19 protein-coding genes are annotated in these 19,634 nt (G+C 43.7%); 16 read left to right on the top strand and 3 right to left on the bottom strand.

Annotated features, from left to right (window positions below; translation table 11 throughout):
* Window positions 1–16: 16 nt before the first annotated feature.
* On the bottom strand, window positions 17–271 hold the full coding sequence (locus HNQ43_RS01410) for a DUF1294 domain-containing protein (protein WP_183374060.1): 255 nt from the start codon (window positions 269–271) through the stop codon (window positions 17–19).
* Window positions 272–431: 160 nt separating this feature from the next.
* Between HNQ43_RS01410 and HNQ43_RS01405 the strand changes: the two genes are divergently transcribed.
* The 7 genes from HNQ43_RS01405 to pyrF are packed head-to-tail and all read left to right on the top strand — an operon-like array spanning window position 432 to window position 9,219.
* Window positions 432–1,328 carry an aspartate carbamoyltransferase catalytic subunit gene (locus HNQ43_RS01405; protein ID WP_183374058.1) on the top strand — a complete coding sequence of 299 codons (897 nt, stop codon included), beginning with the start codon at window positions 432–434 and terminating at the stop codon, window positions 1,326–1,328.
* Window positions 1,329–1,331: 3 nt separating this feature from the next.
* Window positions 1,332–2,603, top strand: a complete 1,272-nt coding sequence (locus tag HNQ43_RS01400) for a dihydroorotase (RefSeq protein ID WP_183374056.1) — start codon at window positions 1,332–1,334, stop codon at window positions 2,601–2,603.
* 6 nt (window positions 2,604–2,609) lie between these two features.
* Entirely contained in the window at window positions 2,610–3,689 is a 1,080-nt protein-coding gene (gene carA / locus HNQ43_RS01395) for a glutamine-hydrolyzing carbamoyl-phosphate synthase small subunit (protein WP_183374054.1), read from the top strand.
* Window positions 3,682–6,888 carry a carbamoyl-phosphate synthase large subunit gene (carB, locus tag HNQ43_RS01390; protein ID WP_183374052.1) on the top strand — a complete coding sequence of 1,069 codons (3,207 nt, stop codon included), beginning with the start codon at window positions 3,682–3,684 and terminating at the stop codon, window positions 6,886–6,888. Before carA ends, carB begins: the two co-directional genes overlap by 8 nt.
* A gap of 3 nt (window positions 6,889–6,891) precedes the next feature.
* The gene (locus HNQ43_RS01385) at window positions 6,892–7,617 is read left to right on the top strand and encodes a dihydroorotate dehydrogenase electron transfer subunit (RefSeq protein ID WP_183374050.1); all 726 of its coding nucleotides are present in this window, start codon (window positions 6,892–6,894) and stop codon (window positions 7,615–7,617) included.
* Window positions 7,617–8,531, top strand: coding sequence for a dihydroorotate dehydrogenase (locus HNQ43_RS01380; protein ID WP_183374205.1), 915 nt, complete (start codon window positions 7,617–7,619; stop codon window positions 8,529–8,531). Before HNQ43_RS01385 ends, HNQ43_RS01380 begins: the two co-directional genes overlap by 1 nt.
* Window positions 8,524–9,219, top strand: coding sequence for an orotidine-5'-phosphate decarboxylase (pyrF, locus tag HNQ43_RS01375; protein ID WP_183374048.1), 696 nt, complete (start codon window positions 8,524–8,526; stop codon window positions 9,217–9,219). Before HNQ43_RS01380 ends, pyrF begins: the two co-directional genes overlap by 8 nt.
* 25 nt (window positions 9,220–9,244) lie before the next feature.
* Here the strand turns inward: pyrF and HNQ43_RS01370 are convergent, their stop codons facing one another.
* On the bottom strand, window positions 9,245–10,237 hold the full coding sequence (locus tag HNQ43_RS01370; RefSeq protein ID WP_183374046.1) for an alpha/beta hydrolase: 993 nt from the start codon (window positions 10,235–10,237) through the stop codon (window positions 9,245–9,247).
* A 96-nt stretch (window positions 10,238–10,333) separates the two neighbouring features.
* On the opposite strand from HNQ43_RS01370, the gene HNQ43_RS01365 reads away from it, so the two are divergent.
* From HNQ43_RS01365 to HNQ43_RS01325, 9 genes are all read left to right on the top strand, one after another.
* Window positions 10,334–10,774: a MerR family transcriptional regulator gene (locus HNQ43_RS01365; RefSeq protein WP_183374044.1), complete on the top strand. Its 441-nt coding sequence runs from the start codon at window positions 10,334–10,336 to the stop codon at window positions 10,772–10,774.
* Window positions 10,775–10,843: 69 nt separating this feature from the next.
* On the top strand, window positions 10,844–11,509 hold the full coding sequence (pyrE, locus tag HNQ43_RS01360) for an orotate phosphoribosyltransferase (RefSeq protein ID WP_183374042.1): 666 nt from the start codon (window positions 10,844–10,846) through the stop codon (window positions 11,507–11,509).
* Window positions 11,510–11,618: 109 nt separating this feature from the next.
* Complete coding sequence (locus tag HNQ43_RS01355; RefSeq protein WP_183374040.1) at window positions 11,619–13,886, top strand: pyruvate formate lyase family protein; 2,268 nt, start codon at window positions 11,619–11,621, stop codon at window positions 13,884–13,886.
* Complete coding sequence (locus tag HNQ43_RS01350) at window positions 13,879–14,769, top strand: glycyl-radical enzyme activating protein (RefSeq protein WP_183374038.1); 891 nt, start codon at window positions 13,879–13,881, stop codon at window positions 14,767–14,769. The genes HNQ43_RS01355 and HNQ43_RS01350 overlap by 8 nt, the downstream gene beginning before the upstream one ends.
* Before the next feature lies 1 nt (window position 14,770).
* Window positions 14,771–15,544 carry a DeoR/GlpR family DNA-binding transcription regulator gene (locus HNQ43_RS01345; protein ID WP_183374036.1) on the top strand — a complete coding sequence of 258 codons (774 nt, stop codon included), beginning with the start codon at window positions 14,771–14,773 and terminating at the stop codon, window positions 15,542–15,544.
* The gene (locus tag HNQ43_RS01340) at window positions 15,541–16,314 is read left to right on the top strand and encodes a Cof-type HAD-IIB family hydrolase (RefSeq protein WP_183374034.1); all 774 of its coding nucleotides are present in this window, start codon (window positions 15,541–15,543) and stop codon (window positions 16,312–16,314) included. Before HNQ43_RS01345 ends, HNQ43_RS01340 begins: the two co-directional genes overlap by 4 nt.
* Window positions 16,315–16,332: 18 nt before the next feature.
* A complete protein-coding gene (locus HNQ43_RS01335) occupies window positions 16,333–17,100 on the top strand; it encodes an N-acetylmannosamine-6-phosphate 2-epimerase (protein ID WP_183374032.1) in 768 nt (255 codons plus the stop codon).
* A 176-nt stretch (window positions 17,101–17,276) separates the two neighbouring features.
* Entirely contained in the window at window positions 17,277–17,900 is a 624-nt protein-coding gene (fic, locus tag HNQ43_RS01330; RefSeq protein WP_183374030.1) for a protein adenylyltransferase Fic, read from the top strand.
* 85 nt (window positions 17,901–17,985) lie between these two features.
* Window positions 17,986–19,083 (top strand): glycerol dehydrogenase, encoded by a 1,098-nt coding sequence (locus tag HNQ43_RS01325; protein ID WP_183374028.1) that lies wholly within the window; start codon window positions 17,986–17,988, stop codon window positions 19,081–19,083.
* Window positions 19,084–19,096: 13 nt separating this feature from the next.
* On the opposite strand, the gene nrdG is transcribed toward HNQ43_RS01325, so the two are convergent.
* Window positions 19,097–19,618, bottom strand: coding sequence for an anaerobic ribonucleoside-triphosphate reductase activating protein (gene nrdG, locus HNQ43_RS01320; RefSeq protein ID WP_183374026.1), 522 nt, complete (start codon window positions 19,616–19,618; stop codon window positions 19,097–19,099).
* Window positions 19,619–19,634: the final 16 nt, after the last annotated feature.

Genomic DNA, 19,634 nt, shown 5'->3' with positions numbered 1-19,634 from the left:
GTCTTTGGGCAGACTTTTATTTTAGAAAGAAACAGAGAAAAAACACTTGGATCAATACAAGCAAGGGCATGATCAGACAAAATTTCAGATGTCGCGTTTTGTGGCGAAACACGAGCATGCCTAAAAAGCCGCCGACGGCCCCGCCTAAACAAGCGTGGATCAGCAGTGTGTTTTCTGAGATTCGAAAGCGGTGATGGCATGCTTTGTATTTGTCGATGCCAAACAGAATGAAGGTCCAGCTGTTCCAGATGGCCAAATAGATTCCAATCATAATCAGTAGTATATAATAAGAAACTTCGAAAGGAACAAAAAACTTCCCGATAAACTGATTGGAAAACGAAATGAAGTGTGGTAGAATACTTCTAGTAAAAAAAGAAGGGGATCACCAAATGGTTTGGTTCCCTTTTTTACGGAAATCAAGGAGGCATGTTATGAATCAAAGATCCTTATGTTCCATGAACGATCTATCGGTTGATGAGATCATGAGCATTTTAAATGATGCGAGACTTTTTAATAGTTCTTATTCAGATTGGCAATTACCTTTGAAAAAGTGTCTGGTTGCTAATCTTTTTTTTGAGCCTAGCACAAGGACGCATTATTCATTTGAGAGCGCAGAACTGCAGCTGGGGTGTAAAGTCGCTGACTTCAATGCCGAAACCAGCAGCGTTACCAAAGGAGAGACTTTCTTTGATACGTTGAAAACTTTTGAGATGGTAGGCTATGACTGCTTTGTCATTCGTCATCCCAAGACAGAATACTTTAAAGAATTGGAAGGAATCAACGTACCCATCTTAAATGCAGGAGATGGAGCGGGCAATCATCCAACACAGTGTTTGTTGGATCTGTTGACGATGCAGAATGAATTTCATACTCTGCATGGATTAAAGGTAGCGATTGTAGGCGATATTCTTCATTCGCGTGTAGCGGCATCCAATCGCTTTACTTTAGAACGATTAGGCAATGAAGTACGCTTCTGCGGACCGGAAGAATGGGAGCGCCCGGGGTATCCGACAATGCCGCTGGATGAAGCCGTGGAATGGGCCGATGTTGTTATGATGCTTCGTATCCAAAGAGAAAGAGGTGCTACTTTGGCGCATTTGACGAAAGAGCAGTATTTGGAGCGTTATGGGTTGACCAAAGAACGCTACAGCCGCATGCAGAAACATGCCATCGTTATGCATCCGGCACCTTTTAACCGCAATGTAGAAATTGATTCGGATTTGGTGGAAGCAGAGCGCAGCCGCATTTTTGAGCAGATGGCCAATGGTGTTTTGGTGCGCAAGGCAGTGGTAAAGCGGGCTTTTGGATTTGCCCCATTTGAGGAGTAGATTATGCGGGTCATAAAGAATGGAATGGTTTTGATCGGTCAGGAAGTGTTGCGCAGGGACATTTTATTTGACGAAGAGAAAATTATACAGATCGATGAGCATATTCAATGCGAAGAAGCAGAAGTGATCGATGCTTCGGGCTTGACGGTATTGCCGGGGCTGGTGGATGTTCATGTTCATTTAAGAGAACCGGGATATACCCAGAAGGAGACGATCCATACCGGAACTTTGGCGGCAGCGCATGGAGGGTTTACGACCATCTTCTGCATGCCGAATGTGATTCCGTATCCGGATGATGTGGAAACGATCAAAGAGTATCTCCATCGAATTGAAAAAGAAGCGGTGGTCAGGGTATATCCTTATGCCTGTATCACAACCGAAGAGGCGAGCAAAGAAGTAGTGGATATGAAGGCAATCAAGGAAAGCTTTGGTATTCGCTGGTTCAGTGATGATGGAGTGGGTGTGGCTACGGCTGAAGTGATGCATGAAGCCATGGAAAAGGCCAAAGCCAATGACTGCATGATCGTAGCCCATACAGAAGATATGAAATATCGCAAGCCGGGAGCCTGTGTCCATGATAGTCAAGTCAATCGCGATAGAGGCTGGTTAGGAATCCCGAGTGCTTGCGAGAGCTCTCAGCTGATTCGCGACTTGGCATTGACCCAAGAGGTTGGAAATCGTTATCATGCTTGTCATATCAGCGCTAAAGAGAGTGTGGAGGCTTTGAAAGCTTATAAAGAAAAAGGGGCCGATGTTACTGGAGAAGTGACCGCACATCATCTTTTACTGGAAGATATCGATGTAGAAGGTCCTAACTGGAAGATGAATCCGCCATTGCGCGCTCACGAAGACCGCATGGCTTTGATCAGAGGCTTGGAGGATGGTTCTTTGGATATGATCGCGAACGATCATGCTCCGCATACAGAGCAAGAAAAGAACAAACCGATGAATCAAGCTCCATTTGGCATTGTTTCTCTGGAAACGAGCTTTCCCCTCTTATATACTGAATTTGTAAAGAAACAAGAGCGTTGGACTTTGGGACAACTTGTCTACTGGATGTCTGAAGCACCGGCAAAACGCTTTGGTATCGAAGGCATTGGAAAGATCCGGGAAGGATATCGTCCTGATTTTGTTTTAGTCGATCTGGAACACGAAACAACGATCGACAAAACTCAGTTCTTGTCAAAAGGGTCAAATACACCTTTTAATGGCTGGAAAGTCTTTGGAGCGATCAAGGAAACGATCGTTTCATCAAAAACGGTGTGGAAAGGATAAAAAAATATGGAAAGACTGTTGATTTTAGAAGATGGCAGTGTCTATAAAGGGACTGCCTTTGGAAGTGATAACTTCCAAATTGGGGAATTGGTCTTCAATACTTCAATGACCGGGTATCAGGAAATCTTGACAGATAACTCATACTGCGGTCAGATCGTACTGATGACATATCCGCTGATTGGAAATTATGGTGTCAATCGTGATGATAATGAAAGTATTATCCCGGCAGTGTTTGGCTTTGTCGTAAAGGATTATTGTGATGAACCAAACAACTGGAGAAGTCAGGAAACGTTGGATGCTTATTTAAAACGTGTTGATATTCCTGGAATTTATGGCGTTGATACGCGTGCAATCACACGTAAGCTTCGTGAAAAGGGAACGATGCGTGCGACTTTGGCAGCACCGGATGCCGACGTTGAAGAAATCGTTCATACATTAAAGGAAACGGATTTCTTACATGATCAGGTAAAGCGTGTCAGCTCTTCCAAAATCTTCCCTATCCCGAACCGGGGCAAGAAAGTTGTCTTGATGGATTTTGGGGCAAAGATGGGAATCGTTCGCGAGCTTTCTAAACGGAATTGCGATCTGATCGTCGTTCCATATAACACACCGGCTGATGTAATCATGGGCTTTCATCCCGATGGAGTGGTATTGTCCAATGGTCCAGGGAACCCGGAAGATGTTCCGGAGGCGATCGAAACGGTGCGCCAGCTGATTCCTCAAACTGTAGTATTTGGAATTTGTTTAGGGCATCAGCTGATTTCTTTGGCTTGCGGTGCTAAGACTTATAAATTGAAATTTGGTCATCGAGGAGCCAATCATCCGGTTGTTGATCTGAAATCGGGTACGGTTTTGATTACGAGCCAAAACCATGGTTTTGCGGTGGATATTGATTCTTTGAAGAACACTCGCTTAGAGATGACTTATCAAGCTTTGAATGATAAGAGCTGTGAAGGAGTGCAGCATAAGGATTATCCATGTTTTAGTATGCAGTTCCATCCGGAAGCCAGTGCCGGACCGTTAGATTCTGAAAACTTGTTTGATCATTTCATGGATGTATTGGAAAAGGAGAATCACTATGCCTAAACGTCAAGATATACATAAGATATTAGTCATTGGTTCTGGGCCGATCGTCATTGGTCAGGCTGCTGAATTTGATTATGCCGGCAGTCAGGCTTGCCAGTCGTTGCGTGAAGAAGGATATGAAGTTATTTTGATCAACTCCAATCCGGCAACGATCATGACGGATACGACGATTGCTGACCGTGTTTATATTGAGCCGATCACGCTGGATTTTGCCAAACGCGTAATTTATAAAGAAAGACCGGATGCCATTTTAGGTTCTCTGGGAGGGCAGACTGGACTGAATTTGGTCGTTGAACTCCATAACGATGGAATCTTGGATGAATGTGGTGTTGAAATCTTAGGAACGGATCTTCATGCGATCAATCGTGCTGAAGACCGTGAATTGTTCCGCTCTTTGATGCGGGATATCAAAGAACCGGTACCGGAAAGTGCCATTGTCCATACGGTGGATCTGGCTGTAGAATTCTGTAATACGCATGGTTATCCGGTTGTTGTGCGTCCTGCTTACACTTTGGGAGGAACCGGCGGCGGTTTTGCGGATAATGAAGAAGAACTTCGTGAGATTTGTGAGGCTGGTTTGAAGATTTCTCCGGTAGGGCAGTGTCTGATCGAACAAAGTATTGCCGGCTATAAAGAAATCGAATATGAAGTTATGCGTGATGCGCATGATAACGCGATCGTTGTATGTAATATGGAAAATGTGGACCCTGTCGGGATTCATACGGGGGACAGTATCGTCGTGGCGCCGGTACAGACTTTGACAGACCGTGAAAACCAGATGTTGCGAAGTGCATCTTTGAAGATCATTCGTGCGTTGAAGATCTGCGGAGGCTGTAACGTACAGTTGGCGTTGGATCCGCAGAGCTTTAAATATTATGTTATCGAGGTCAATCCTCGTGTATCTCGATCTTCGGCCCTGGCTTCCAAAGCGACAGGTTATCCGATTGCGAAAATCTCTGCCAAACTGGCTGTGGGTCTGACTTTGGATGAGATCTTGAATCCGATCACGAAGACTAGCTATGCTTGTTTTGAGCCGGCTATCGATTATGTGGTCACTAAATTTCCGCGCTTTGCGTTTGATAAATTTCCAAATGCCGATCGTCGTTTAGGTACACAGATGAAGGCGACAGGAGAAGTAATGTCGATTGGCCGCAATTTTGAAGAATCGTTCTTGAAAGCTGTGCGTTCTTTGGAGATGAAGGTAGATCATATCGAGAAGGCTGAATTTACTGCGATGGATCAGATGCAGCTGATGGAAAAGATCAAAAAGAACGATGATGAAAGAATCTTTGCGATCGCCCAATGGTTGCGCAATGGCTATGACATGGCTTTGGTCGTTGAGGAAACCAAGATGGATGCCTTCTTTATCTCTCATATCAAGCGCATTATTGAACTGGAAAAAGAGATGCAGGCGCATCCTAAAGATGTTGAGGTTTTGAAGAGATTAAAGACTTTCGGTTTTGCGGACAGCTATATTGCCCGCAGCTGGAATATGAAGGAAAAAGAAGTATACGATTTGCGCAAAGCCAATGGAATCATTCCGGTATTCAAGATGGTCGATACTTGTGCCGGTGAATTTACCAGCGCTACTCCATATTTCTATTCCAGCTATGATGAAGAAAATGAATCGATTTGTTCGGATAAGAAGAAAATCGTTGTATTAGGGTCTGGACCGATCCGCATTGGACAAGGGGTTGAATTTGACTATGCGACCGTACACTGTGTAGAAACTTTGCGCAATGCCGGTTATGAAGCCATTATCATCAACAACAACCCGGAAACGGTATCGACAGATTTCTCAATCAGTGACAAGTTGTATTTTGAACCTTTGACGACAGAAGATGTGATGCATGTCATTGAACTGGAAAAGCCATTAGGAGTGATCGTACAGTTTGGAGGACAAACGGCCATCAACTTGGCAGAATCTCTGGTAGAACATGGAGTGAAGATCTTGGGAACGTCTTTAGAAGATATTGACCGTGCGGAAGATCGTCATGAGTTTGAAGCCATGTTGAAGAAATTGGATATTCCTCAGCCGCAAGGAGAAACGGCAATCACTGTGGAAGAGGCTTTAGTCATTGCCCAGAAGATCGGGTATCCGGTTTTAGTTCGACCTAGCTATGTCTTGGGCGGCCGTGCGATGGAGATCGTACATAATGATGATGAATTGAAGATCTATATGGCTACGGCGGTAAAAGAAATCAGTCATGATGCACCGATCCTAGTGGATAAATACATTGTAGGAAAAGAGTTGGAAATCGATGCGATTGCCGATGGTGAGAATGTACTGATTCCGGGTGTCATGGAACATATCGAACGTGCCGGGGTCCATTCTGGAGACTCGATCAGTGTGTATCCGACCCAGATCATTTCTCAGGAAGTCAAAGAAAAGATCATTGATTACGGAATTCGTATTGGAAAAGGTTTCCATTTTGTGGGCTTGTACAATATTCAGTTCATCGTTGATAAAGAAGACAATGTCTATGTACTGGAGGTCAATCCGCGTTCCAGCCGTACAGTTCCGTTCTTGTCCAAGATCACAGGCATTCAAATGTCCAATATCGCAACCAAGGCAATCTTAGGGCATTCGATCGTGGATCAGGGATATACACCGGGCTATCATCCGGATGATCAAAATCGTGTCTTTGTCAAAGCGCCTGTATTCTCATTTGCGAAACTTCGTTCTGTGGATACGGTGCTAGGACCAGAAATGAAGTCGACTGGAGAGGCTTTAGGTTCGGATGTCAACTTGGAAAAGGCGCTTTATAAGGCTTTGGTTGCCAGCGGTATTTCGGTACCGATGCATGGAAATGTATTGTTGACGATTGCCGACGAAGATAAGGCGGAGGCTTTGAAGTTGGCGAAACGTTTTGCGGATATCGGTTATGGAGTTTATGCGACAAAAGGAACTGCCAAGATGTTGGAAGAAAATGGCTTGTTTGTTCACCATGCCAATAAGATCGAAGAAGGCGGCGAGAACAATGTTGTGGAGATCATTCGCCATGGCCGTGTCAACTTTGTCATCAATACGATGAGCAATAAAACAAACTCCACAAGCCGTGATGGATTTGTGATCCGCCGTGTAGCTGCCGAAAACAATATCTCTTGTATGACAAGCTTAGATACGGCAGAAGCCTTGACTCGTGTTTTGGAGTCGTTGTCCTTCTCGATGATCAGTATGAATGAGATGGGGAAATAAAGCATGATCCAGGAAAAAGCCATCATTCTTTCCAACACAGAAATGGTAAAGGATATTTGGAAAATGGAAATCAAGACCAAGCTGGCCCGACAGGCCCGGCCTGGTCAGTTTATTGAGATATTGGTGCCGCCCTTTTTCTTGCGGCGTCCGATTTCGATCCACGAGATCAAAGAGGATTCTCTTGTGATCATCTATAAAGTTTTAGGCGAAGGCACTTTGAAAATGACAAAGATGAAAGAGTCTATCGATATTTTTGGACCGATGGGCAATGGATTCCCTATGGAGGACCAGGATATTGTTTTGGTCGGCGGGGGAGTAGGAGTTCCACCGCTTTATGAAACCGCAAAACAGTATTTAAAAAATGGTCACAAAGTACAGGTGGTCTTAGGCTTTAATACGAAAGATCAGATTTTTCTGGAGGAAGAGCTTCAGGCTCTGGGATGTGAGGTCTTTATTGCGACCATGGATGGAAGCTATGGAACCAAGGGAACGGCGATAGATGCGATAGAGGCTCAAGAAATCCAGAATCCATTCGTTTTGGCGTGTGGCCCGCTTCCTATGTTGAAGGCCCTGCAGACGAGATATACAAAGGGATATCTTTCTTTGGAGGCGCGTATGGCATGTGGCATAGGTGCCTGCATGGGCTGTGTTGTCAAAGATAAGGAAGGCCATTCTTTGCGAGTATGTAAAGATGGACCGGTCTTTTCTATGCAGGAGGTGGCATTATGATGGATCTCAGTGTAAAGCTTCCCGGCTTGAATTTAAAGAATCCAATCATTCCTGCCAGCGGATGTTTTGGTTTTGGGAAAGAATATGCGGAACTGTATGATTTGTCTATTTTAGGCGGTATTGCGATCAAGAGTGCCACGCCGCAGGAACGCTTTGGAAATCCAACTCCAAGAATTGCAGAGACGCCTGGCGGGATGCTCAATGCGATCGGGTTACAGAATAAAGGGGTGGATTCGATCATTGAAAAAGAACTTCCGTTCTTGGCACAATACGATACAGAGATCATTGCCAATGTTGCCGGGGCTACGGAAGAGGACTATGTTGAAGTGATTCGCAAACTCAATGATCAGCCGGTTGTGAAAGCGTATGAATTGAATATCTCTTGCCCGAATGTCAAACATGGCGGGATAGGACTGGGAACAAAACCGGATCTGGCAGCTCATGTGACAAAACTGGCTAAAGAAGCGGCTGCAAAACCGGTCTATGTGAAGTTATCTCCCAATGTGACCGATATCGTTGAGATTGCCAAAGCGGTCGAAGAAGCGGGTGCGGATGGACTTGTTTTGATCAATACTTTGATGGGAATGCGAATTGATTTAAAGAGCGGTAAGCCGCTGTTGGCCAATAAGACAGGCGGTTTATCTGGACCGGCAATCAAACCGGTGGCCATTCGTATGGTCTATCAGGTGGCTCAGGCTGTCAATATTCCGATTATTGGAGTCGGAGGGATCACTTGTGCTGAGGATGTATTGGAATTCTTGAATGCCGGAGCGAGTGCAGTCGAGGTGGGTGCTCAAAATTTTGTGGATCCATTCGTTTGTCCTAAAATCATTCAAGATCTTCCGTCAGTTTTACAGCGTTATGGTTATACATCGCCAAAAGAGGCGGTGGGAAGGAGTTTTAGAGATGAGTAAAACGATCGTTGCCTTGGATTTTTCCAGCAAGGAACAAGTTATTGATTTTTTAAATCAATTTGAAGAACCGATCTATGTCAAGATTGGGATGGAACTGACTTATGCTTGCGGTTTGGATATCGTGAAGACGGTCAAAGAGATGGGACATCATATTTTCTTGGATTTGAAGTTGCATGATATTCCCAATACTGTAAAGGGTGGCATGAAAAATCTGGCTAAGCTGGGTGTGGATATTGTCAATGTACACTGTGCCGGAGGAATAGCGATGATGAAGGCGGCTATCGATGGACTCAACGAAGGAGCTGTTGATGGGAAGCGTCCTCTTTGTATCGGGGTTACGCAATTGACATCCACTTCTAAAGAAGCTATGAATGAAGAACTGGGGATTCCAGGAGAAGTGATCGAATGTGTAAAACACTATGCCAAAAATGCCAAAGAGGCTGGATTGGATGGTGTGGTATGTTCGGTCCATGAAGCCAAGGCTATTCATGAAGTTTGCGGAAATGACTTTTTGACAGTGACTCCGGGGATTCGTCTGGCGGATGATTCCAAGGATGATCAAAAGCGTGTCGCAACACCGGATTATGCCAAGGAACAAGGATGTGATTATATCGTAGTCGGGCGCTCGATCACTAAAAGTCAAGATCCTGTTTCAACCTATAATGAAATCGAATCGATGATGAAATAAAAAGCTTGGATGAGATCCGAGCTTTTTATTTCAGATACGTTTTAAAGAAATCTTCGATCTTATCGAAAGGGATGATGTCCATCTGATCATAAAGGTCGGTATGGACGGCACCAGGAATGATCATTAATTCTTTATTATCTGTATATTTGTTTCCATCGATCATCTTCGCATAAGCGTCTTTGCTGAAGTAACAAGAATGGGCTTTCTCTCCGTGAATCATCAAGACGGCACTGCGAATCTCATTGACATAAGTCAAAATTGGCATATCAATAAAAGATTGACATCCGGTTACATTCCATCCTTTTCCTTCGCCTTGAGAACGAGGATGATATCCGCGTTGCCGATTGCGATAGTAGGCGATGTAATCTTTTAAAAACTGTGGTGCATCTTCAGGTGCTTCATCGGGCAAGGCGCCGGCAGAGGCGTAAGTTCCGTTTTTAATATCTAAAGTTCTTTGTTCGCACATGGCTTTTCGTTTTTCATGGCGGGCTTCTTCGTTATCTTGAGCATCAAAATAGTCTTTGGCATTGACGCGAGTCATATCGTACATGGTAGATGTGACTGTAGCTTTGATGCGGGTATCCATGATGGCAGCATTTAATCCCATGCCTCCAAAACCACAGATCCCTAAGATTCCAATCTTTTCTGGATCGACATTCTCTTGTACGGATAAGTAATCGACTGCAGCCATAAAATCTTCGGTATTGATATCTGGCGAGGCGATATTTCGCGGGGTTCCTCCGCTTTCTCCGGTATACGATGGGTCAAAGGCCAGAGTTAAAAAGCCTCGCTTGGCTAACTCTTGAGCATAGAGTCCGGATGCTTGTTCTTTTACGGCACCAAAAGGGCCGCTGATCGCGATGGCTGCCAGGTTCTCATTTTGATCTTTTGGCTTGTAGAGGTCGGCTGCTAACGTGATTCCGTAACGGTTTGTAAATGTAACTTTTTGATGGAATACTTCATCGCTTTGCGGGAATGTCTTATCCCATTCTTGGGTCAGATTTAATTGTTGTGTCATTCTTTTTCCTCCTCCTTGACAAGGTTCTTTAGTAGAACTATCATAAAGGTACAACCTAAACCTAACTTTAGGTCAATAGAAAGATGAGGAAATTTTATGTATTCGATTGGACAAGTATCAAAAATGTTTGATTTGCCGATTCCCACATTGCGATATTACGACAAAGAGGGTTTATTTCGGGATTTGGAAAGGGAGCCATCTGGAATACGTAAATTCAATGATCAATCCATTGAAGCCTTGCGGGTGATTGAATGTTTAAAAAAATCGGGCATGCAGATCAAAGAAATCCGTGAATTCATGGATTGGTGTGCTCAAGGGGATGCGACTCTGGAAAAAAGAAAACAAATGTTTTATCAACAGCGTCAGCAGATTCAAAAACAAATGGAAGAGCTTCAGAAAACATTGGATATGGTAGAGTATAAATGCTGGTATTATGACACAGCCTGTCAAGAAGGAACGGAAAAGAATCTGCGACATGATTTTGAAACTCGAATGCCGGATCCGATCCGTGACTGTTACCGAAATGCGCATCGCTAAATTCAAGGATATGTTTTGGAAAAAGATAAATCATGATAGAATGAATGAGAAAATAAAGGAGCGAGACACATGGAACAATATAAACAAGAGTTTGTCGATTTTATGTTAGAAAGTAAAGTGTTGAAGTTTGGAGACTTTACTTTAAAATCAGGAAGAAAGAGTCCTTTCTTTATGAATGCCGGCGGGTATGTGACCGGATATCAGTTAAAGAAATTAGGAGAATATTATGCCCATGCGATCGTCAACACGTATGGAAAAGATTTTGACGTTTTATTTGGACCGGCCTATAAAGGAATCCCTTTGGCGGTCGTCACTTCGATTGCGTTATATGAACTATACGGGATGGAAGTTCGCTATTGTTCGGACCGAAAAGAAGAAAAAGATCATGGTGCCGATAAAGGAAGTTTCTTAGGATCTAAATTACAGGACGGAGATCGTGTGGTCATGATCGAGGATGTAACGACATCCGGTAAATCAATGGAAGAAACCGTACCAAAAGTACGCGGGGCAGCCCATGTTGAAATCGTGGGACTGATGGTTTCTTTGAATCGAAACGAAAAAGGAAAAGGGAACAAGACGGCTTTAACGGAAGTGAGTGAATTGTATGGATTCCCGACAGCGGCTATTGTTTCAATGCCGGAGGTTGTGGAATACCTAGAATCTAAGAATGCACTGGATCCAAAGATCAAAACACGAATCGATGCGTATTACGCTGAATATGGAGCTACCGAATAGGAGCTCCTTTTTTATGTAAAATCTTGATAAAATATGAACGATTATGAATAAAACTGATTGAATATGAATGATCTGTGTGCTATTCTGAAATCACAAAGGAGGCATGGTTATGGCTCATATCAATATTGATGGAGAACAGAATGTCGAAGTCTCCAAACCCATTCCCAGTGAGAAATCCCCAGAAGAACAATTAGAGATCATGGAAGAATATACTCGGGTCCATAAAGAAAGCGCGGGACTCGATAAGGCCCTTCGTGAAATCAATTGTTTAAAAGTGATCTTTCCTCGATTGTTTCGTTCTTTAGAACCAGGTGATCTGATTGCGGGTCGATTGGATTTTCTTCCGATTGGTTTTGGCAGTGTAACTTCTATTGGAGGGGTTGGTCATTACTGTGTCTTTCATAAACTAAGAGCGTTTAAATCCCTTTTACATACCGAAGAACAAAAGAAACGCGTCGATACTCTTTATGATTACTGGCAAGACCATGATGTCAAATCCATCTATTGCCAGGATGTACTGACACCAGATACGACCGGACGATTTATCGACTGCCAATATCCGTTTATGGCAACGGCCAGATTATCCGGGATGATGTTGGATTATCAAAAACTAATGCGTTTAGGCATTGACGGCTTATTGGAAGAATTAAAACATCATCACCAAAATGCTTTTATCCAGGCAAGTCAGGAAGCTCTGTTTTTATTCAAACAAGTGATCGAAAAACAGATCGAGCTGGTAAAAAAGGCCAAACAAAATGCCGATCTGGCATGGCTTCAAGATCTTGATTTGATGGAAGCCGATCTAATTTGGATCAAAGATCATAAGCCTGCCACCTTCCATCAGGCCTTGCAGCTGTTTTGGCTTTATGCCTTGTGTGCCGGCTGTATCAATTATGGCCGCATGGATATGGTCTTAGGGCCTTATCTGAAAAAAGATATGGATTCCGGACCTTTAAACGAGGAACAGGCATTGCGTTATATCGCCTCCCTCTGGAAAATGATCGAAAACCGCCGTACCACCGTCAATGGCCGTATCATTGTGGGCGGAAGAGGTCGTCAAGATGTGGAAGCCTGTGATTTGTTCTGCCGTTTGTGTTTGAAAGTATGCAAAGAAACTCGTTATGTGGAACCGCAGTTCACCTTGCGTTTTGATCATATGACGCCGGACGATATCTTGGATATGGCTTATGAGTGTATTGCTTCCGGGGCCACTTATCCTACTTTATATAATGATGATGTCAATGTACCGGCCGTTCAGTATGCGATGCGGGTCCCAGAAGAGATTGCCGAACAGTATGTTCCTTTTGGCTGCGGGGAATTTGTGATCCAAGGCAAGAGTGTCGGAACGCCGAATACTTTACTGAATATGCTCAAACTTCTTCAGATTGCCCTCAATGAAGGCATCGATCCGATGGACGGGATCTATAAAGCGGGTCCGGTTGCGTGCAAGCCGTTATCGCAGCTCAAGACCTTTGAAGATCTGATGAAACAATATGAAGCGGTCCAAGACTACTATTTTGATTTGAGCATTGATGCGCAGAAATATTCTTACAAGATCATGAATCAGGAAGTCAGCTTCTTGTTCAGCTCCATCTTGATGGACGATTGTATCGCACGGGAAAAAGCCCTGTTGGATGGCGGTGTCGAGATCCTGGGCGGAACCAATGAGACTTACGGCAATATCAATGCCAGCGATGCCTTATATGCGATCAAGAAACTCGTTTATGACAAGAAAAAATACACGCTGGAAGAGCTGAATCAAGCCGCTCTGGCAAATTTCAAAGGGTATGAAGCGCTTCAAAAAGAATTGCTTAACCAGGATAAATATGGAAACGATAAAAAAGAATGTGACGAACTGGCTAATCGCTGTTATGAATATGTTGCCAAAGGCATTCGTCAGCGCGGAATCGATGCCGGACTTGGATATTATCTGATTGTGATCTCCAACAATCAGACCAATACCGACTGGGGACACCAAACCGATGCCAGTCTGGATGGCCGCAATCGCGGCGTGTATATGAATCCGGCCAATAATCCTCAAGGAGGTGCTGCCAAATCTGGACCGACGGCAGTGCTCAATTCTCTGGTACATTTTGATGCCAAGTATCATGGCGGCAGTGTGCAGAATATGAAATTTACGCCAAGAATGATGCACGAAGACAAAGAGAAGGTCAAAGCCTTGTTCCGTACCTATTTTGAAAATGGCGGATGTCAGCTGATGGTCACGGTCGTGGATCATGGCCAGTTAGAAGATGCCCAGAAACATCCGGAAAAATATCCGGATCTGATTGTTCGCGTTGCCGGGTATTCGGCTGTCTTTGTGAATTTAAGTAAAGATATCCAGGACGAATTGTTAAGCAGGACCTTATATGATTAGTGTATCGAATATAGAGCGATTTGCGATTCACGATGGACCGGGGATCCGCACGACCGTATTTTTAAAGGGATGTATGCTGCACTGTCCCTGGTGTGCTAATCCGGAAACTTGGGGTGTACAGCCGGTCTTGATGCATGATGAAAAAAAATGTGTTCATTGTCGGCTTTGCGAAAAACATTGTCCGCAAAAAGCGATCACCTTTGAGCCGGATTTTCATATTGATTATTCGCTTTGTCGGGCATGCGGCACATGCACCCAAACCTGTATTCCCAACGCATTAGAGATTTCTGGGAAATGGATGACCGCAGAAGAGATCCTGGATGAGGCCACAAAAGATAAAAAGTATTATGAAAACTCCCAAGGCGGAATTACCTTATCTGGCGGGGAGCCTTTGTTTCAGTTTGAAGAAAGCTTTGAATTGATCCAGAGGATTCACGAAGAAGAGTTTCATCTTGCGTTAGAGACAACGGGGAATTATTCGCTGGAAAAACTGCAGAAGGTAGAACCCTATGTGGATCTGTTCTTGATGGATTGCAAGCATCTGGATCCGGAAAAGTTGTACCATGTCACAGGTGCTGACTATGATCAGATCATGGAAAACTTTGCCTATTTATCGAAACATTGTCCGCAGAAAGTGATCGTTCGTATGCCGGTCATTTGGGATTTTAATCAAGATCAAATAGAAAAGATCATTGAATGGGCAGCCACTCTGCATTTTCCGGAGGTCGACCTGTTGCCCTATCATTCGTTAGGTAAAAATAAATGGGAAAATCTTCAAATGAAGTATTCCTATGCGCAATATCCGTTAATGGATAAAAAAGATCTGATGCCTGCTGTCGAATATGGAAAGAAGATAGGCATCCGGGTCAAGATCGGAGGGTAAGATGTTAACAGAGGAAAGATTGATTCGCATCATGGACCAGCTTCGGGAAAAAAGCTTCGTCTCGATCAAAGATCTGATGGAGACACTGGATGTATCCCGGTCTTCTATCATGCGAGACTTGCAGGAACTGGAAGAACAACATTTGATTCGCCGTGTTCGCGGTGGCGCCAGCATCGTGGATACCAGCACCTTGTTGACCCGGTATAATGAACCGGCCGTGATGTTCAAGGAAGACACCTATAAAGAAGCAAAAAAGATGATTTGCCAAAACGCCTTGAAAGTCATCAAGGATGGCGACTGTATCTTTGTGGATTCAGGGACGACCCCTTTGGGTTTGATCGAAGGATTGCGGTATCGTGATATTGAAATGGTGACGTCAAACACTTATCTTCTTCAGAAACTCCCGTTGGACTTTAAAGGGCAGATCTATCTTTTAGGCGGAGAATTTTCAAAGAAGTATGATACTTCGTATGGATCAATGACGTTGGATCTGATCGAGCATTTTCATTTTGATGCCTGTTTTATGACCGCCAATGGAGTGGATCTTGAAAGTCAGGAAGTGATGGCGTTTGATCTCAATGTGGCCGGGATCAAAAAGGCCGTTCTGAAACGAAGCGAGAAAGCGTATTTAATGGCCGATCATTCCAAGTTATACACCAAAGGCTTTTGTACATGGGCCAACCTGTCACAATTTACCAATGTATTCTTAGATACATTTCCCCAAGGCAAACCAGTGCCGCAAAATTTTGTCGTGAGTGAGGAGAACAATTTATGATCAAAATTGCATTTTTCGATGTGGATGGGACCTTGTTGCCCCTAAAACAACTGGAGTTGAATCCTCCGGTTTTAGAAGCTTTGTTACAGCTTCAAAAAAACGGGGTCAAATTGTTTTTGGCATCGGGTCGTCCAAAATTTGTCTTGCCCCAATTTAAAGGCATTGAATTTGACGGAGCTTTGTCTTTTAATGGCCAGCTTTGTTTTGATCAAGAGCGAACGCTTTTTGAAAATGCTTTACACCCGCAGGATGTTCTTCAAGTTTTTGAAAATTCAAAACGAATCAATAAGGCGGTTGTGGCATGCCAGCCGGGAAGGTTTGCCTCCAATTATCGGGATGACGTCTTGATGGACTATTTTCAGGCCGCCAGTCAGCGATATGAATTGGTGGATGATTTTGTAGGGTTTCTACAAGAAGAATCCATCTATGAAATGATGTGCGCCATCTCGCCGGAAGAGGAACACCGTCTTTTGGATGATACTAAAAATGTTCAGGTGGTTCGCTGGTGGCCATATGCTTGTGATTTGATTCCGGCCAACGGTGGGAAAGGCAAAGGCGTCGAAGAAGTTTTGAAGGCATACGGCTTTTCTAAAGAAGAAGCGATCTCTTTTGGCGATGGCGGCAATGACATTGATATGTTGCAGGCGACAGGACTCAGTGTGGCGATGGGAAATGCCTTGAATAGTGTAAAAGAAATCGCAACCTATACGACAAAAACCGTCGAAGAAAATGGTGTTGTCAGTGCTTTGAAACATTTTGATTTGATATAGAGAAACAGGAGCGAACGCATGAAGACACAAGATCCAAAGAAAAAAGCATTATTAGAGAGTTTAAAGGGAGGATTGATTGTTTCTTGTCAAACACAAAAAGATGAACCGATCTATACGCCGGATATGGTCGTAAAGATGGCTGAATGTGCCAAGTGGGCCGGTGCAGTTGGTTTGCGCATCAATTCTCCGGAACAGATCCGCCAAGTCAAAGAAGCAAACCTTGGCTTGCCGATCATCGGGTTGTACAAAGTATGGCACGATGATACCTGTGTTTTTATTACGCCGACCATGAAAGAAGTTGATGCGATCGTAGAAGCGGGAGCGGATATCATTGCTTTGGACTGCACTAATGAAACGACGCACGAAGGAACGCAAGCCTGGGATCTGATTAAGGAAGTGCGGAAAAAATATCCAGATCATTTGATCTTTGCGGATTGTGCCACAATTGAAGAAGCCAAAAGAGCATCGGATAACGGAGCGGAGATCGTGGCGCCGACGCTTTATGGATATACCCCCGCTACCGAAAACATCGAAGGGGCAAATTATCGCATGGTGGCCCAGATGTGTCGTGAGCTCGGTGATGAGGCATGTGTGATCATGGAAGGTCATTTGTATACGCCGGAAGATGCGATGAAATGCATTTTCTTAGGTTGTCATGCGGTTGTTGTCGGTTCTGCCATTACTCGTCCGCATTATGTGGCCAAACGCTTTGTCGATTGCTTAAGCAAATATCAAGATGATTGGCGCAAAGTGGAAAAAGCCCATCATACGAATGAACTAAAATAGCGAAGAAAACAAAGATTTGAAATCTTTCAAAATGATCTTCTCCTATAGTAGAAGGCAAAACGTCCTTCAAACTATAGTGAGAAGATTTCTTTTTTTGTATAATAGTTTCTAAGGAATGAAAATATAGGAATTCGAGATGGAAATGATCCGCTTCTTGTTTCGAAAGGGTGATGTGGATGACTTTAAAAAATAAATTAGAAATTACTAATTCTGTGCAATTGGCAGAAGCTGAAGAGAAAATCAGTAAAGAGAAGGCTGCATTGCTTTTTGATACAAGATTAATAGATACGTTTGAAGTGGGGACCTTCAAAGGCCTTTCGGATATACATAGGTACTTATTCGAAGATATTTATGATTTTGCAGGGAAAATTCGAACAGAAAATATCGCAAAAGGAGCCTTTCGTTTTGCATCTGTGATGTATTTAGAGGAGGCTCTTGAAAAAATCAGTAACATGTCTCAATCTACATTTGAAGAAATTATTGAAAAATATGTGGAGATGAATGTGGCTCATCCATTTAGGGAGGGCAATGGAAGAAGCGCTAGAATATGGCTGGATGCTATTCTGAAGAAAGAGATCAATAAAGTTGTCGATTGGAGTAAAGTGAACAAGCAAGATTATCTTTTCGCTATGGAACGCAGCCCAGTTCGTGATACAGAAATAAAAGTTTTATTAAAACGTGCATTAACAGACAAAATAGATGATAGAGATGTCTATATGAAAGGGATAGATGTAAGTTACCATTATGAAGGGTATAATGTCTATCGTATTCGTGAGTTGACGGCAACACAAAAACGGTGAGGATGTTTCGCTTGATCAATAATTGACAAACAGGATGAGTTCCTATTCTTGTTTTGATAGAATGAAAGTAGGAGGTCATACAATTATGGCAAAAATCTTATTTAGTCCTGGAAAGTATATTCAAGGTCCAGGCGAAATCAAAAATCTAGGTTCCTATGCAGCTGCATTAGGAAAGAAGGCGTTGATCTTGATCAGTGCCGGCGGAAAGAAACGCAGCGGAGAGAACGTTCTTTCGGGATTTGAAAACGTTGACTGTACGGCAGAATTTGAGATCTTTCATGGCGAGTGTTCGTATAATGAGATCCACCGCATTGAAAAGATCGTAAAAGAAAAGGAATGCGATTTGGTGATCGGCATTGGGGGCGGAAAGATCTTTGATACCGCCAAAGCCGTGGCTTATTATCAAAAGACACCGGTGATCATCTGCCCGACGATTGCCAGCACCGATGCCCCTTGCAGTGCCTTGTCGGTGATTTATTCGGATGCCGGGGTCTTTGAAGAATATTTATTCTTACCAAGCAATCCGAATATCGTCTTATTGGATACCGAGATCATTGCCAAATCGCCGGTTCGCTTGACAATGGCCGGCATCGGGGATGCCCTGGCCACTTATTTTGAAGCGCGTGCCTGTGTAGAAAGTGAAGCGACGACTTGCGCCAATGGAAAAGCGACGAGTGCTGCCTTTGCCTTGGCGGAATTGTGCTTGAATACTTTGTTAGAGGAAGGATATAAAGCGAAGGTCGCTTTGGAAGCCGGCGCTTTGACACCCGCCGTGGAAAAGATCGTGGAAGCTAATACACTGCTTTCGGGGATCGGTTTTGAATCTTGTGGTCTTGCCGGTGCGCATGCGATCCATAATGGCTTGACAGTGCTGGAAGAATGTCATTCGATGTACCACGGAGAAAAGGTTGCCTTTGGTACGATCGTTCAACTGGTTTTGGAAAATGTTCCGATGGATGAATTAGAAGAGATCATTGAATTCTGCATCTCGGTGGATCTGCCGGTGACGTTGAAACAATTGGGCGTTAAGAAGATCACGGAAGAAAAGATCCGTAAAGTGGCCGAACTGGCTTGTGCCGAAAGCGATACCTTACATAATATGCCGTTTGAAGTTACTGTGGAATCCACTTATAACGCGATCTTGGCCGCTGATGCCTATGGTCATCGCTTTTTAGGAAAATAGTAAAAAAAGGAAGTTAATCCAAATAACGGATAACTTCCTTTTCTTGTAGACTTTTTTTCAGGTCGATCACTCTCTGATTCTCGCTGCCGCGAAAGGCCAGCGAGATGTTTTTCTTTTCCTGGATAAATGGGCCGTCCACCAAAACATCGATATAAGACAACATCTCATCCGTGACTTCACAGTGTCGTTTTCCGCCTTCCAATAAATCTTGATCCAAGACAAAGCCGGTATAACACCAAATGGTTTTTTGTGGGAAGTCCTTTTTGACCTTTCGCAACAAATGGATGAGTTCTCGCTGGTTATCAAATTCAAAAGGTTCGCCACCCAGCAAGGTCAAACCATGAATGAAATTCGGTTGCAAAGCTTCTAAGATCTCTTGTTCGGTTTGACTGGTATAAGGCTTCCCGTATTGAAAGTCCCAGGTTTCGGGCTGGAAACATCCGGGGCAGTGATTGGTGCATCCTGAAACGAATAGTGTGACGCGGACACCTTCTCCGTCAGCAATATCATATTTTTTTATATTTCCGTAATACATAAGAATCCCTTTCTAT

This window comes from Faecalicoccus acidiformans (genome assembly GCF_014202635.1).
GTDB classification, from domain to species: Bacteria; Bacillota_I; Bacilli_A; order Erysipelotrichales; family Erysipelotrichaceae; genus Faecalicoccus; species Faecalicoccus acidiformans.
The sequence above is the reverse complement of the archived record's forward strand: the minus strand, read 5'-3'. Positions and strand labels throughout refer to the sequence as shown.